The following is a 13,043-nucleotide window of genomic DNA, read 5'->3' as shown; positions in this document are numbered from 1 at the left end:
CGGCTAGGCCCGGATTATGATCGGATTGTGACGAAGTATTGCCATTCGCCGCAGTGCAAGATGCACTGTTTGCAACCGCGATTGCGTGAGCGTCACGTCAGATCAGGCCGGCATGCTCCAGCGCGGCATCGACTGCGGCGCGACTGGCGTCGGAGGCCTCGGTCATCGGCAGACGCAACTCGCCGGGGAATCCGGGGCGGACCTTGCCGAGCGCGTACTTCACCGGGCCCGGCGAGGCGTCGGTGAACATCGCCAGGTGGAGCGGATAGAGCCGGTCGTGGAGTTCGAGCGCCTTGGCAGTGTCGCCCGCCGCCCAGGCCGCCTGGAATTCGGCGCAGAGACGCGGCGCGACATTGGCGCTGACCGAGATGCAGCCGGTGCCCCCCATCGCATTGAAGGCGAGCGCGGTCTCGTCATTGCCCGAGAGCTGGATGAAGTTGGCGCCGCAGCCGGCGCGCTGCTCGGAGACGCGGCCGAGCTGGCCGGTGGCGTCCTTGACGCCGAGGAAGCGGCTGCCGAACGCCGCGACGATCCGCGCCATCGTCGCAGGCTGGATGTCGGTCACGGTGCGGCCGGGTACGTTGTAGAGGACGATCGGCAAGTCGGTCGCCTCTGCCACCGCCTCGAAATGGCGGAAGATGCCTTCCTGGCTCGGGCGATTGTAATAAGGCGGCACCATCAGCACGGCGTCGGCGCCCGATTCCCTGGCGGCATGGACGTTGGCGATCGCCACTCGCGTGTCGTTCGATCCGGCGCCGGCGAGCACGGGCACCCTGCCCTTCGCCTGGTCGGCGCAGATCCGGACGACTTCGAAATGCTCGTCCTTGGTGAGCGTCGCCGCCTCGCCAGTGGTGCCGCACGGGACCAAGGCCGCCGATCCTTCGGCAATCTGCCATTCAACTAGGTCGCGGTAATCCTGCTCCGCTAAAATGCCATTACGGAATGGCGTGACGAGCGCAGGAATAGAGCCGGAGAACATGGCGTGAAAATCTTCCTCAAATCCCGCAATCGGGACTGGCAGATAGTCGGCGAGTCCGTATGATGTCCAGCATGCTCGGGTCGGTTATCAAGAGCGCTGTATTGCTCGCTGGGGTTTCGGGAGTCGCGGCGTCGTCGCAACTCACGCAGGATCAAATCCGGTCGATGGCGGGGTCGCTGCAAAGCACCTTCTCGCCCGTCCAGCCGGCCTATGCGCAGAGCGATCCGCTCGGCACGGCGCTGGTCGAGTGGAAGCGGCTGCAACAGTCCGACAACTGGCCCTTCTCCGATTATGCCAATTTCATGCTCGCGCATCCCGGCTGGCCGGGCGAGACGAGCCGGCGCGCCGCAGCGGAGACCTCGCTCGCCAGCGGCGCGATGATGCCCGACCTGACCGTGCGCTTCTTCCAGAAGTTCGCGCCGATCACGCCTGCGGGCAATCTCCGCTATGCCGAGGCGCTGGTGGCCATGGGCCGGCGCGGCGAGGCCGACGAGCAGGCGCGGAAAGCCTGGCGCGCGGGGACGTTGCGCGCCGCGGACGAGAGCAAGCTGATGGCGTCGTTCCTGTCGGCGCTGTCGCCCGCCGATCACGATGCGCGTATCGACATGCTGCTGTGGAAGAACTCGACGAGCGTCGCCCAGCGGCTGCTGGGGTTCGCCTCGCCGAGCCAGCGCGCGATCTTCGAGGCGCGGATCGCATTCCGCACCAAGGCGGCCGATGCCGCGCTCAAGGGCTCGAACGCAATGGACGCCGGTCGCAGCGATCCGGGCTATATCGCCGATCGCGCGCGCTGGCTGCGCGATACCGGACAGAGCCCGGCGATGCGCTCATACCTCGCGCAGCGGCCGCGGCTGACCGCGTATCCGGGCGATGGCGAGGCGTGGTATGAAGTGCTGCTGATGGCGGCACGCGGCGCCTCGAACGACGGCCAGCACGCCCTCGCCTATCAGATCGCCAGCCAGGTCGACGACGCCTTCCCGCCGAGCACGGTGATCGCCGAGCTGCCGCTGGGCGAGCGCGACGATTATACCAGCCTGACTTGGCTGGCGGGCACTACGGCCTATTACAACCTCGCCCGCCCGCGCGACGCGGCGGGGATGTTCGAGCGCTATTCGAAGGGCTCGAAGACGCCGACGACTCAGTCGAAGGGGCTGTATTGGGCCGGCCGCGCCGCCGAGGCAGCGGGCGACCATGCCGCGGCGCAGGGCTTCCTGGCGCGGGCCGCCGGATTCTCGGACCTCTATTACGGCCAGCTCGCCGCCGAGCGGATTCGCCTCGCGCTCAAGGCGCCGCCGCCGCTCGACACCAGGAAGGCCGATCCGGGCGCGCGCGACGCCTTCTATCGGCGCGAGACCGTCCGCGCCGTGCAGTTGCTCGGCAATATGGGTGACCGAGTGTCGCAGGGCATGTTCATCCGTCAGATCGCGCGCGACGCGACCACCGACAACGACCATGTCCTCGCCGCCGAGCTCAGCCGGACGATCGGGCGCCCCGATCTGGGCGTGATGGTCGGGCGCAGCGCGCTCGAGAACGGGCTGTCGGACTATACCGCGGCGGGCTTCCCGTCGGTGAAGGTGCCCGAGGGGCAGCGCGATTACTGGACGATGATCCATGCGATCGCACGCCAGGAGAGCCAGTTCGATCGCGCCGCGGTGAGCCATGCCGGCGCACGCGGGCTGATGCAGCTGATGCCGGGGACCGCCGCAGAGACCGCCGGCAAACTGGGGCTGAGCTACAACCGGGAGTCGCTGACCACCGACACCGATTACAACATCCAGCTGGGATCGAGCTATTTCCAGCGGGTGTACCGGATCTATAACAGCTATCCGCTCGCCGTGGCGGCCTACAATGCCGGGCCCGGCAATGTGAACAAGTGGATCCGCGCCAATGGCGATCCGCGGATGCCGGGCGGCGACATGCTCAAATGGATCGAGCAGATCCCGATCTTCGAGACCAAGAACTATGTCCAGCGCGTGCTCGAGAACGCCGTGGTCTACGACCTGCTCAACCCCGAATTCGCCCGCTCGCGCGGGCCGGCGAACATGAGCTGGTATCTGGGCAAGAACACGCCCGGCTGATTAAAGGGCCCAATGGACCGCCCCAATTACATCACCCCCGCCGGCTATTCGGCGCTCAAGGCCGAATATGACGCGCTGTTCGCCGGCGAGCGACCCAGGCTGGTCGAGACGATCGCCTGGGCGGCGGGCAATGGCGACCGCTCGGAAAACGGGGATTACATCTACGGCCGCAAGCGGCTCCGCGAGATCGATCGTCGGCTCGGCTGGCTGTCGAAGCGGATGAAGGCGGCCAAGGTCGTCGATCCTTCGAAGCAGGAGGAGCGCGGCAAGGTCTTCTTCGGCGCGACGGTGACGATCGCCGACGAGGACGACGCGCACCGTACGCTGACCCTGGTGGGCGACGACGAGGCCGATGCCGGCAAGGGCCTGATCGGCTGGAACGCCCCGCTCGCCCGCGCGCTGCGTGGCGCCGGCATCGGCGACCTGCGTCGGGTCATCCTGCCCGGTGGCGAGCGGGAATATGAAGTTATCGCGGTAACTTACCCTTGAGGCGTGCCTGGCATGCGGCGAACCGAATCGCCGGCTGGCTCCCCTTTCGACGCACCGTGCTAGACTGGCGGCAGGGGCCCTGAACGGGTTCGGGTGAGTATTGGGGTTTATGGGTACACAGCGCATCATGGTTTCCGGCCGCGTCCAGGGCGTCGGCTATCGCGACTGGGTGGTTCGCACCGCGCAACGCACCGGGCTGACCGGCTGGGTGCGCAACGTGAAGGACGGGCGGGTGGAGATCCTGGCCTCGGGCGACGACGAGACCGTGGCCAAGCTGGTCGAGGGCTGTCACCAGGGATCGCCGCTCGCGCGGGTCGAGCATGTCGAGGCCTGGGCGGCCGACGACGAGAAGCAGGCCAAGGGCTTCACCAAGCGCTTCACTGCCTGAAGCGGCGGTTGATTCCGCGGCGCGGGCATGAAAGGTTCCGCCGGTGAAACGGCGCGCAGGAACGCGCCGTGGACGAGGAGGAACGCATGCCCATTCCTGCAAGCTGGTCCGGCCCGCTGCTGAGCATCCTGCGCATCGCCGCCGGGCTCGGCTTCCTGCACCACGGCACGTCGAAATTCTTCAACCTGCCGCCCTTCCCGATGCCGCTCAATCCGCTGCTCCAGGCCGCTGGCGCGATCGAGCTGGTCGGCGGCGCGCTGCTGGTCATCGGGCTGTTCACCCGACCGGTGGCATTCATCGCCGCGGGGATGAGCGCAGTGGGCTATTTCCTCGTCCATGCCGGCAAAGGCTTCTACCCCTCGGTCAATGGCGGCGAGGCGATCATGCTGTACTGCTTCATCTTCCTGTATCTCGCCGCGGCGGGCGCAGGGCCGTGGAGCGTGGATGCGGCACGTACGCGCAAAGCACTTTGAACGGCGATCTCCCTACCGGAAACGTAGCGCTGCTGATCGATGCGGACAACGCATCGGCCAGCGCTATCGACCCGGTGCTCACCGCGCTGGCCGATCTAGGCACAGTCAACATCCGCCGCGTCTACGGCAATTGGAGCAAGCCCGCGCTCAAGGGCTGGAGCGAAGCGGCGTTGCGCTATGCGCTCGAGCCTCAGCAGCAGTTCGACCTTACCAAGGGCAAGAACGCTACCGACATGAAGATGACCATCGATGCGATGGACCTGCTGGCAAGCAAGCGCGTCACGGGCTTCGGAATCATGTCATCGGACAGCGATTTCATGCCCTTGGTCACGCGGATCCGGCAGGATGGCCTGACGGTGTACGGCTTCGGCCGTGCGACCACGCCTGAGGGCTTTCGCGCCGCGTGCAACCGCTTCATCGACATCGATACGTTGGTCCGTGGCGCCGAGGCACCTCCCCCGCCGGTCGCGGCGCCCGCGCCGGCTACCGCTTCGGGCAAGGTCGATGCCGAGGTCGTACGCATCCTGATCGACGCCTACGAAGCGTCGCGTCGCGATCCCGGCGGGTATGCCAGTCTCGGCGAGGTCGGCCAGCGCGCCGCCAATCGATCGAGCTTCGACGTCCGCAGCTACGGCTTCGCGCGGCTGTCGGACCTGTTCGAGGCGGTGCCGGGGTTCGAAGTCGATCGGCGGGACGGGGGCGCATTCGTGCGGCGAAGACGGTAGCGCCACGCCTGTCGCCGAAACGTGGGCGCCTTGGACGGCGCACGCTCTCGTGATACGCTCGCGGCATGACGGAGTTGCTGCCTCTCAACAACAGCCACCTGCCGGTCAAATTGCGGCTGGAAGACTATCTGCGGCTCGATGATGCGGGCGCGTTCGAGGAGTATCGGAAGACCGAGCTGATCGACGGGGAGATATTCTTCGTGAACGCGCAGCATCGGCCGCACGCGGTGATCAAGTCCCGCCTGCACGTTGCGCTTGCTGCCGCAATGGATGTGCATGGCCAGGGCTGGGAAGCGATCGTCGAAGGATCGATCGCCATCCCGCCGCACAATTCGCCCGAGCCGGACATCGCCGTGACGAGCGAACCCGAGGGCAAGGGCCTGATGCCGCTCGATAGCATCAAGCTTATCATCGAAGTGTCCGATGCGACGCTGGCGTTCGACACAAAACGCAAGTTGGCGATGTATGCGCGCAACGGCGTGCCCGAATATTGGGTAGTCGATGTCAACGCGCGCGTGATCCACCAGATGTGGGCGCCCGAGGGAGAGACCTATCGCGAGCACCGCGAACTGGCTTTCGGACAGGCCGTCAGCGCGGCGACCATTATTAGCCTGACGATCGACACCGCGGCCATTGGCTAGCCGCGCGGGCGCGTCCGCCAATAATCAAACGCCTGAGCCTGCAATCGGGATACCAGCGCGGCTGCCTTCGGCCCGGTCCATTCGCCCGCATAGCCATAGGCCTCGCGCACTCCGACCCACCAGCCCTGCCCCGGCAGCCGGTCGGTTTCGCGAACCACCAGCACCGCGAGGTTGGGCTCGCCGGCAGCGGCGCCGGCGGCATCGATCGCGTCGAGCGTCTTGCAAACCGCGCGCATCTTCGGCCGCGTGAAGCGGTGGCCGAGCCCGGCCAGCAATTCGGAATAGCTGACCGCGCGCCGCTCGCGGGCGGCCGCGATCAGCAGCGCGCGCACCTTCGCCACATCGGCGAGCGATCCGGCGCCCTCCGCAGGCAACAGACCTTCATCGACCAGCCAGCGGCCGAGCGTATCGCCGAGGCCGGGCGCCTTGCAAGCCATCAGCAAGCAGGCGCCCGGAACACCATCAGCGCGTCAGCTTCTTGTACGACAGCGCAGTCGGACGGTCGGCGGCATCACCCAGGCGACGGCGCTTGTCTTCCTCATAGGCTTCGAAATTACCCTCGAACCATTCGACATGGCTGTTGCCTTCGAAGGCGAGGATGTGGGTGGCGAGGCGATCGAGGAAGAAGCGATCGTGGCTGATCACCACCGCGCAGCCGGCGAAATTCTCGATGGCTTCTTCCAATGCACCCAGCGTCTCCACGTCGAGATCGTTGGTCGGCTCGTCGAGCAGCAGCACGTTGCCGCCGCGCTTGAGCATCTTGGCGATGTTCACCCGGTTGCGCTCGCCGCCCGAGAGCTTGCCGACATTCTTCTGCTGGTCGGCGCCCTTGAAGTTGAACGCGCCGACATAGGCGCGGGTCGAGGCATCGTGGCCGTTGACCTTCATGTAATCGAGTCCGTCGGAGATTTCCTCCCAGACGTTCTTGCTCGGATCCAAGTGATCGCGGCTCTGGTCGACATAGCCGAGGCGGACGGTCGAACCCATCTCGATCGTGCCGGTATCGGGGGTCTCCTGGCCGGTGATCATCTTGAACAGCGTCGACTTGCCGGCGCCGTTGGGGCCGATCACCCCGACGATGCCGCCCGCGGGGAGCGTGAACGACAGATTCTCGAACAGCAGCTTGTCGCCATAGGCCTTGGAGATGTTCTCGACCTCGATCACCTTGCCGCCCAGGCGCTCGGGTACCTGGATGACGATCTGGGCGCCGGTCGGGCGGCGGTCCTTCTGCGTCTCGACCAGCTGCTCGAACTTGGCGATGCGCGCCTTGGACTTGGTCTGGCGCGCCTTGGCGCCCTGGCGGATCCATTCCAGCTCGTTCTTGATCGCGGTCTGGCGGCTCGATTCCTCGCGCTCCTCCTGCTCGAGGCGCTTGGACTTCTTCTCGAGATAGGTCGAGTAATTGCCCTCGTACGGGAAATACTTGCCGCGATCGATCTCGAGGATCCAGCCGACGACATTGTCGAGGAAATAGCGATCGTGGGTGATCATCAGCACCGCGCCGGCATATTCCTTGAGGTGGTTCTCGAGCCACTGGACGCTTTCGGCGTCGAGGTGGTTGGTCGGTTCGTCGAGCAGCAGGATCGACGGCTTCTGGATCAGCAGCCGGGTAAGTGCGACGCGACGCCGCTCACCGCCCGAGAGGTTCTCGACCGGCCAGTCCGAGGGCGGGCAGCGCAGCGCTTCCATCGCGACTTCGAGCTGGTTGTCGAGCGTCCAGCCATCGACTGCGTCGATCTTGGCCTGGAGATCACCCATCTCCTCCATCAGCGCGTCGAAATCGGTGTCGTCCTTGGGATCGCCCATCTCCGCGGAGATGGCGTTGAAGCGATCGACGAGGTCCGCGGTCTCGCGCGCGCCTTCCTTGACGTTCTCGAGCACGGTCTTGGTCGGATCGAGCTGGGGCTCCTGCTCGAGATAGCCGACGGTGATGTTCTCGCCGGGCCAGGCCTCGCCGGTGAAATCCTTGTCGACGCCCGCCATAATCTTCATCAGCGTCGACTTGCCGGCGCCGTTGGGGCCGACGATGCCGATCTTGGCGCCCTGATAGAACTGGATGTTGATGTTGCTCAGCACCGGCTTGGGGGCGCCGGGGAAGGTCTTGGTCATGTCCTTCATGACGAAGGCGTATTGGGCGGCCACGATAGGGTCTCCGGGGTCTGGGATTCAGGGCAAGGGAAGTTGGTGGCGCATGTAGCGGCGGGCATGCCGATTGGCAACGTGACCCGCGCGCGCCGCGATGATAGCGTGCCCCTCTGGGGAGGAGCACGCCATGCCGACCGACGAGACCGAGGACGCCACCATCTACCTCGCAGTGGTGAACGCCGAGGAGCAATATTCGATCTGGCCGAAGGATCGCCCGCTGCCCGCCGGCTGGAACGAGACCGGCGCCTCGGGCACCAGAGTCGAGATGCTTGCCTGGATCCGGGAGACGTGGACCGACATGCGCCCGCTGAGCCTGCGCAAGAAGATGCAGGAATCCGGCGCAGAATAAGCGTCCGCGCATTGGCAAACGTTACGGGGGTGGCTAGCACCTGCCCATGACCAAGCGCATCCTGCTTGCGGCCGTGGCCGCTCTCGCCCTTCCCTGCTCCGCGCTCGCCCAGACGCACGATGTCGCGGCGCTACGCGATGCGGCGCTCCAGGACGATCTCGCCTGGGAAATCACCGAGGGGCTGACCACTGAGATCGGGGCCCGGCTGGCTGCGACCGAGGACGAGGCACGCGCGCGCAAATGGGCGATCGCCAAGCTTACCGCGCTCGGCTTCCAGAACGTTCGCAGCGAGCCGTTCAGGATGCCGGTCTGGGTACGCGGCGAGGAAAAGGCCGAAGTCTTGGGGCAGCACGCGCAGAAGCTCAGCCTCGCCGCGCTTGGCAATTCGGGCTCGACGGGGGCCAAGGGCATCGAAGCGGAGGTTGTCTATTTCGCCAGCTTCGCCGATCTTCAGGCGGCGCCGGCGGGCACCCTCAAGGGTAAGATCGCGTTCATCGACCACCGGATGACCGTGACACAGGACGGTTCCAGCTACGGCGTGTTCGGCGCCGCGCGGCGCACCGGACCTAGCATCGCGGCGAGCAAGGGCGCGGTCGCCACGCTGATCCGCTCGATCGGCACCGATTATCATCGCAACCCGCACACCGGCGGCACCAATTGGGCGCAGGGTGTGAAGCCGATTCCCGCCGCGGCGCTAGCGCTGCCCGATGCCGAGCAGCTCGAGCGGCTGCTGAAGCGCGGGCCGGTGCGACTCAAGCTCGACATCACTCCGCAGTTCAAGGGCCAAGGCGAGTCGGGCAACGTGATCGCCGAAGTGCCAGGCAGCGACCCTGCTGCCGGGATCGTACTCGTCGCCTGCCACCTCGATAGCTGGGATCTCGCCACCGGCGCGATCGATGACGCATCGGGGTGCGGCATCGTTGCCGCCGCCGCCAAGCGGATCATGGACGCAGGCCAGCCGCGCCGTACCATTCGCGTGCTCTGGGCCGGCGCCGAGGAGCCGGGCGTATGGGGCGGGAAAGCCTATTTCGAGGCGCACAAGAACGAGCGTCATGTCCTTGCCTCCGAATCCGATTTCGGCGCCGATCGCATCTGGAAGTTCGACGCCACGCTGCCGGAAAGCGGCAAGCCGGTGGTCGACCGCCTCGCCGCCGCGCTCGCCCCGCTCGGCGTCGGCCGCGGCCGCGATCCCGCCACCGGCGGTGCCGACGTCGCCGCGGTGATAAGCGCGGGCGCATCCGGAATTGACCTTGCGCAATCCGGGCTGCGCTATTTCGACTATCACCACACCCCGGACGATACGCTCGACAAGGTCGATCCGGCGCAGCTTCGCCAGAACGTCGCGGTGTGGACGACGATGCTCGCAATTACGGCCAACGCGCCCGAGCAAATCGGGCCGGCACGCTGATCCCAGGCGCTCGCATGTCCGAATTCGGGCAAAAAAATGGCAGAAATTTTGCGGTTTGTCGCATTTGTGATTGACGCAAGCGCAACGACCGCTATTTCAGCGGTTCGCGTCGGGCATTCGGGCCGGGTGCGAAACGTTTAATGTTCCATGGGAGCAACCCACATGAAGAAGATCCTCATCGTTGCTGCGACCGCCGGCCTGATGTCGCTCGCGGCTTGCGGCGGCGGCACCACCAACACCACTGCGGAGAACGTTGCCGAGAGCCACGAGGCGAACGCAGCGATCTACGAAGAAGCCGCTGACAACACCAGCAACGCAGTCGTCGAGAACGTCCTCGAGAACGCAGCTGCTGTCGAAGAGAACAAGGCCGACGCCGCCGAGGCGAACGCGCATTGATCTCTTTTCCGGTCCGCTGAGGATCGGAGCTGACGGTTAGAAGGGCGCTCCCGCAAGGGGGCGCCCTTTTCCGTTTGGGGCGAACCCGCAATCGGCGTAGAAACGGCGCGATTACAAAGGGGAAGAGGATGGCGCCGAACCTGGGCAGCGACGGGCACAAGCCGCCTTTCTGGCGGCTGCTCTATTTCTGGGTGCTGATCGGCATCGTCGCTGGGATCGCGGTCGGCGCGGCCTTTCCGGCCTTCGGCACAGGACTCCAGCCGCTCGGCGATGGCTTCATTGCGCTGGTCAAGATGATCATCCCGCCGGTGATCTTCCTCACCGTGGTGACCGGGATCGCCGGATCGCATCAGCTTGCCGCGCTGGGCCGCGTGGTGGTCAAGGCGTTCGCCTATTTCCTGTTCTTCTCGACGCTGGCGCTGGTCGTGGGGCTCGTCGTGGCGAATGTCGTCCAGCCTGGTGCGGGCATGCATGTCGACCCCACCACGCTCAATGCCGCCGCGGTGCACGGCTATGAGGAGAAGGCGCACGAGACGACGCTCACCGGCTTCCTGCTCTCGATCATCCCGACGACCTTGGTCTCGGCGTTCACCAGTGGTTCGATCCTCCAGGTCCTGTTCGTGGCGGTGCTGTTCGGCGTGTCGCTGACGTTGGTCGGCGCCCCTGCCCGCCCGGTGACCGACATGCTCGAGCGAATCGCGCTGGTGGTGTTCCGGCTGGTGACGATCGTGATGTGGGCGGCGCCGGTCGGCGCGTTCGGCGCGATGGCGTTCACGATCGGCAAATATGGCCTCGGCAGCCTGCTAAGCCTCGGTGCCCTTGTCGGCACCTTCTATCTTACCTCGCTGATCTTCGTGCTGGTGATCCTGGGCAGCGTCGCGGCGCTCAACGGCTTCTCGATCCTCAAGCTGCTGCGGTATCTCAAGGCCGAGCTGCTGCTGGTGCTCGGCACCTCCTCGTCGGAAGCCGCCCTGCCCGCGCTGATCCAGAAGATGCAGCGCGCCGGCTGCGACAAGGAAGTCGTCGGCGTAGTGGTGCCGACCGGCTATTCGTTCAATCTCGACGGCACCAACATCTACATGACGTTGGCGGCGTTGTTCATCGCCCAGGCAACCGGCGTCGAACTCACGCTCGGCGAGGAACTCGCGCTGCTCGGGGTGGCGATGTTGAGCTCGAAGGGCGCGGCGGGCGTCACCGGATCGGGCTTTATCACGCTGGCGGCGACGCTGGCGATCGTGCCGAAGGTGCCGATCGCGGGGATGGCACTGATTCTGGGCGTCGATCGCTTCATGAGCGAATGCCGCAGCCTCACCAATTTCATCGGCAACGCCGTCGCGACGATCGTGGTGGCGCGCTGGGAAGGCGCGCTCGACCGCGATCAGCTTGTGCGGGCGCTCGACGGGGTGCCGGACGAGGTTCCTGCCGCCCCGCCAGTAGAAACCGATCCGGATTGAGCATCCTCAAGCACCTGCACCTGACATCTACGGCTTACGCAATTCGTTAAACACTTCTGCGCAACCTGGGCGGCGATGGCCGATCGGGGATCTCGCAACCTCCTTGCCCTGGACCTGCTGCGCTTCGCCTGCGCCGTGATGGTCGTCGCGTTCCATTGGGGTAGCGGATTCGTCCACGGGCCGCCGCCGGGCGGGCGGGCGCTGCTCGAAGGCATGCCGATCGACGGGCGACTGTCGCCGTTCCTCAATTCGGGCTGGATCGGCGTCGAATTGTTCTTCGTGGTGTCCGGCTTCGTCATCGCCTGGTCCGCCGAAGGATCGAGCCCTTCCGCCTTCGCCGGCCGCCGCTTCCTGCGCCTGCTGCCAGCCGCCTGGCTTTGCGCGTCGCTGACCACCCTCGCCATGCTGATAGCCGGCAGCATGACGCCCGGGACGGTTGTCGGGCTATGGCTGGGTTCCGTCCTGTTCTGGCCGATGTTCGGCATCGATCCGAGCTATTGGACGCTCGCGATCGAAGTGAACTTCTATCTGCTGATCGCGCTGTCCCTGCTAGGCGGCGCGACGCTGGGCACGATCGAGCGGATCGGCGCGCTGCTCGGTCTCGCCAGCGCCGCCTATTGGATCGCGTCATGCTTCGTGCCGGTCCCGCCCGCCGGCGACCGGATCGTCCAGCTCACCCTGCTGCCGCATGGCTGCTTCTTCGCGCTCGGAATGCTGATCCGCGCGCGGCAAAGGCTGGGGTGGCGGGCTCTGCGCCTTGTCTATCTGATACCCGCCGGTATCGCGGCGGTGATTGAGATCGATGCCCACCGGATCATCATGCACGGCGACAACCCCGCTTATGTCCCGCCGCTGCTGCTGTTCGGCCTGTGCCTTCTGCCGATCCTGTTCGCCGAACGACTCCAGCCGCGGCTCACCCGCGCGGTCCGAGCGCCCATGGTGACAACGCTGGGGCTGATGACCTACCCGCTCTATCTCCTGCACCAGGAACTCGGCGCGATCCTGATCGGCGGATTGCTCCGTCTCGGCGTGCCGTTCTGGCCGGCCTGCGCCCTTATGTTCGTAACGATGCTGGCGCTATCTTGGGCAGTCGTCCGCTTCGGCGAGCCGCCGCTCCGCGCGCTGCTCAAGAGGCTCGGTCGGGCGAGGGCGACGAGAGATGGTCGGGGAGACAGGCTTACGGCACGCGCGCCATGGCATTGACGTTGCTAGATATTTCCCAAAATATAATGCTCAAATACCACGCGAGCTGTCCCGTTCGACATGGGCTGCAGTGGCATTTCGCGGGACGTTTCGTCAAATTCGACAGACTGCTCTTCGCGAGCGGCAAATTGATGACGCGTCCTTCCAGTTGAGTTCGTCTGCCCAAGTATTGAAACGGAATCGAATAAGCTTGGCTTACACTTAGGCGGTCACGCCAGTGCGAAGGGACGCGCTACTGACCGGTTGGCGATTGATAAAGGAGCCCGGGTAGTCATTTCGCTGCGACTACCAGAGGTGATCCACGACACTCACGCC

General features: G+C 65.7%; 14 protein-coding genes. 11 read left to right on the top strand and 3 right to left on the bottom strand.

Going from position 1 to position 13,043, the window contains the following annotated elements; genetic code table 11:
- Positions 1-97 precede the first annotated feature (97 nt).
- Positions 98-979, bottom strand: coding sequence for a 4-hydroxy-tetrahydrodipicolinate synthase (gene dapA / locus RZN05_RS05220; protein WP_317225561.1), 882 nt, complete (start codon positions 977-979; stop codon positions 98-100).
- Positions 980-1,050: 71 nt separating this feature from the next.
- Here dapA and RZN05_RS05215 point away from each other — a divergent pair, with 71 nt between their 5' ends.
- The 6 genes from RZN05_RS05215 to RZN05_RS05190 all read left to right on the top strand — a co-directional run bounded on the left by RZN05_RS05215 (position 1,051) and on the right by RZN05_RS05190 (position 5,773).
- Positions 1,051-3,057: a lytic transglycosylase domain-containing protein gene (locus RZN05_RS05215; protein WP_317225560.1), complete on the top strand. Its 2,007-nt coding sequence runs from the start codon at positions 1,051-1,053 to the stop codon at positions 3,055-3,057.
- A gap of 12 nt (positions 3,058-3,069) precedes the next feature.
- Entirely contained in the window at positions 3,070-3,546 is a 477-nt protein-coding gene (gene greB, locus RZN05_RS05210) for a transcription elongation factor GreB (protein WP_317225559.1), read from the top strand.
- Positions 3,547-3,655: 109 nt separating this feature from the next.
- Positions 3,656-3,934 (top strand): acylphosphatase, encoded by a 279-nt coding sequence (locus RZN05_RS05205; protein ID WP_317225558.1) that lies wholly within the window; start codon positions 3,656-3,658, stop codon positions 3,932-3,934.
- Between the two features lie 86 nt (positions 3,935-4,020).
- Positions 4,021-4,407 (top strand): DoxX family protein, encoded by a 387-nt coding sequence (locus RZN05_RS05200; protein ID WP_317225557.1) that lies wholly within the window; start codon positions 4,021-4,023, stop codon positions 4,405-4,407.
- Positions 4,404-5,132 carry an NYN domain-containing protein gene (locus tag RZN05_RS05195; protein ID WP_317225556.1) on the top strand — a complete coding sequence of 243 codons (729 nt, stop codon included), beginning with the start codon at positions 4,404-4,406 and terminating at the stop codon, positions 5,130-5,132. Before RZN05_RS05200 ends, RZN05_RS05195 begins: the two co-directional genes overlap by 4 nt.
- 65 nt (positions 5,133-5,197) lie before the next feature.
- On the top strand, positions 5,198-5,773 hold the full coding sequence (locus RZN05_RS05190) for a Uma2 family endonuclease (protein ID WP_317225555.1): 576 nt from the start codon (positions 5,198-5,200) through the stop codon (positions 5,771-5,773).
- Here the strand turns inward: RZN05_RS05190 and RZN05_RS05185 are convergent.
- Both RZN05_RS05185 and ettA read right to left on the bottom strand, forming a co-directional pair.
- The gene (locus RZN05_RS05185) at positions 5,770-6,210 is read right to left on the bottom strand and encodes a ribose-phosphate pyrophosphokinase (RefSeq protein WP_317225554.1); all 441 of its coding nucleotides are present in this window, start codon (positions 6,208-6,210) and stop codon (positions 5,770-5,772) included. The genes RZN05_RS05190 and RZN05_RS05185 overlap by 4 nt on opposite strands.
- 25 nt (positions 6,211-6,235) lie before the next feature.
- On the bottom strand, positions 6,236-7,915 hold the full coding sequence (gene ettA, locus RZN05_RS05180) for an energy-dependent translational throttle protein EttA (protein ID WP_317225553.1): 1,680 nt from the start codon (positions 7,913-7,915) through the stop codon (positions 6,236-6,238).
- A 130-nt stretch (positions 7,916-8,045) separates the two neighbouring features.
- On the opposite strand from ettA, the gene RZN05_RS05175 reads away from it, so the two are divergent.
- From RZN05_RS05175 to RZN05_RS05155, 5 genes are all read left to right on the top strand, one after another.
- Positions 8,046-8,267 (top strand): MbtH family protein, encoded by a 222-nt coding sequence (locus RZN05_RS05175; RefSeq protein WP_317225552.1) that lies wholly within the window; start codon positions 8,046-8,048, stop codon positions 8,265-8,267.
- Positions 8,268-8,313: 46 nt separating this feature from the next.
- Positions 8,314-9,675: a M28 family peptidase gene (locus tag RZN05_RS05170; protein WP_317225551.1), complete on the top strand. Its 1,362-nt coding sequence runs from the start codon at positions 8,314-8,316 to the stop codon at positions 9,673-9,675.
- A gap of 162 nt (positions 9,676-9,837) precedes the next feature.
- Positions 9,838-10,071, top strand: a complete 234-nt coding sequence (locus RZN05_RS05165) for a hypothetical protein (protein ID WP_317225550.1) — start codon at positions 9,838-9,840, stop codon at positions 10,069-10,071.
- 128 nt (positions 10,072-10,199) lie between these two features.
- Positions 10,200-11,525, top strand: coding sequence for a C4-dicarboxylate transporter DctA (dctA, locus tag RZN05_RS05160; protein WP_317225549.1), 1,326 nt, complete (start codon positions 10,200-10,202; stop codon positions 11,523-11,525).
- Positions 11,526-11,600: 75 nt separating this feature from the next.
- Positions 11,601-12,728, top strand: a complete 1,128-nt coding sequence (locus tag RZN05_RS05155; protein WP_317225548.1) for an acyltransferase family protein — start codon at positions 11,601-11,603, stop codon at positions 12,726-12,728.
- Positions 12,729-13,043: the final 315 nt, after the last annotated feature.

The sequence above is a fragment of the Sphingomonas sp. HF-S4 genome (assembly GCF_032911445.1).
Classification (GTDB): domain Bacteria; phylum Pseudomonadota; class Alphaproteobacteria; order Sphingomonadales; family Sphingomonadaceae; genus Sphingomonas; species Sphingomonas agrestis.
This window is presented reverse-complemented; position numbering and strand designations above follow the sequence as displayed.

Bases quoted from the DNA above. Each gene is read 5' to 3' on its own strand.
- greB (WP_317225559.1), top strand. From the start codon at position 3,070: ATGGACCGCCCCAATTACATCACCCCCGCCGGCTATTCGGCGCTCAAG.
- RZN05_RS05190 (WP_317225555.1), top strand. From the start codon at position 5,198: ATGACGGAGTTGCTGCCTCTCAACAACAGCCACCTGCCGGTCAAATTG.
- RZN05_RS05155 (WP_317225548.1), top strand. From the start codon at position 11,601: ATGGCCGATCGGGGATCTCGCAACCTCCTTGCCCTGGACCTGCTGCGC.
- RZN05_RS05165 (WP_317225550.1), top strand. From the start codon at position 9,838: ATGAAGAAGATCCTCATCGTTGCTGCGACCGCCGGCCTGATGTCGCTC.
- RZN05_RS05200 (WP_317225557.1), top strand. From the start codon at position 4,021: ATGCCCATTCCTGCAAGCTGGTCCGGCCCGCTGCTGAGCATCCTGCGC.
- RZN05_RS05175 (WP_317225552.1), top strand. From the start codon at position 8,046: ATGCCGACCGACGAGACCGAGGACGCCACCATCTACCTCGCAGTGGTG.
- dctA (WP_317225549.1), top strand. From the start codon at position 10,200: ATGGCGCCGAACCTGGGCAGCGACGGGCACAAGCCGCCTTTCTGGCGG.
- RZN05_RS05170 (WP_317225551.1), top strand. From the start codon at position 8,314: ATGACCAAGCGCATCCTGCTTGCGGCCGTGGCCGCTCTCGCCCTTCCC.
- RZN05_RS05215 (WP_317225560.1), top strand. From the start codon at position 1,051: ATGCTCGGGTCGGTTATCAAGAGCGCTGTATTGCTCGCTGGGGTTTCG.
- dapA (WP_317225561.1), bottom strand. From the start codon at position 979: ATGTTCTCCGGCTCTATTCCTGCGCTCGTCACGCCATTCCGTAATGGC.
- RZN05_RS05185 (WP_317225554.1), bottom strand. From the start codon at position 6,210: ATGGCTTGCAAGGCGCCCGGCCTCGGCGATACGCTCGGCCGCTGGCTG.
- RZN05_RS05205 (WP_317225558.1), top strand. From the start codon at position 3,656: ATGGGTACACAGCGCATCATGGTTTCCGGCCGCGTCCAGGGCGTCGGC.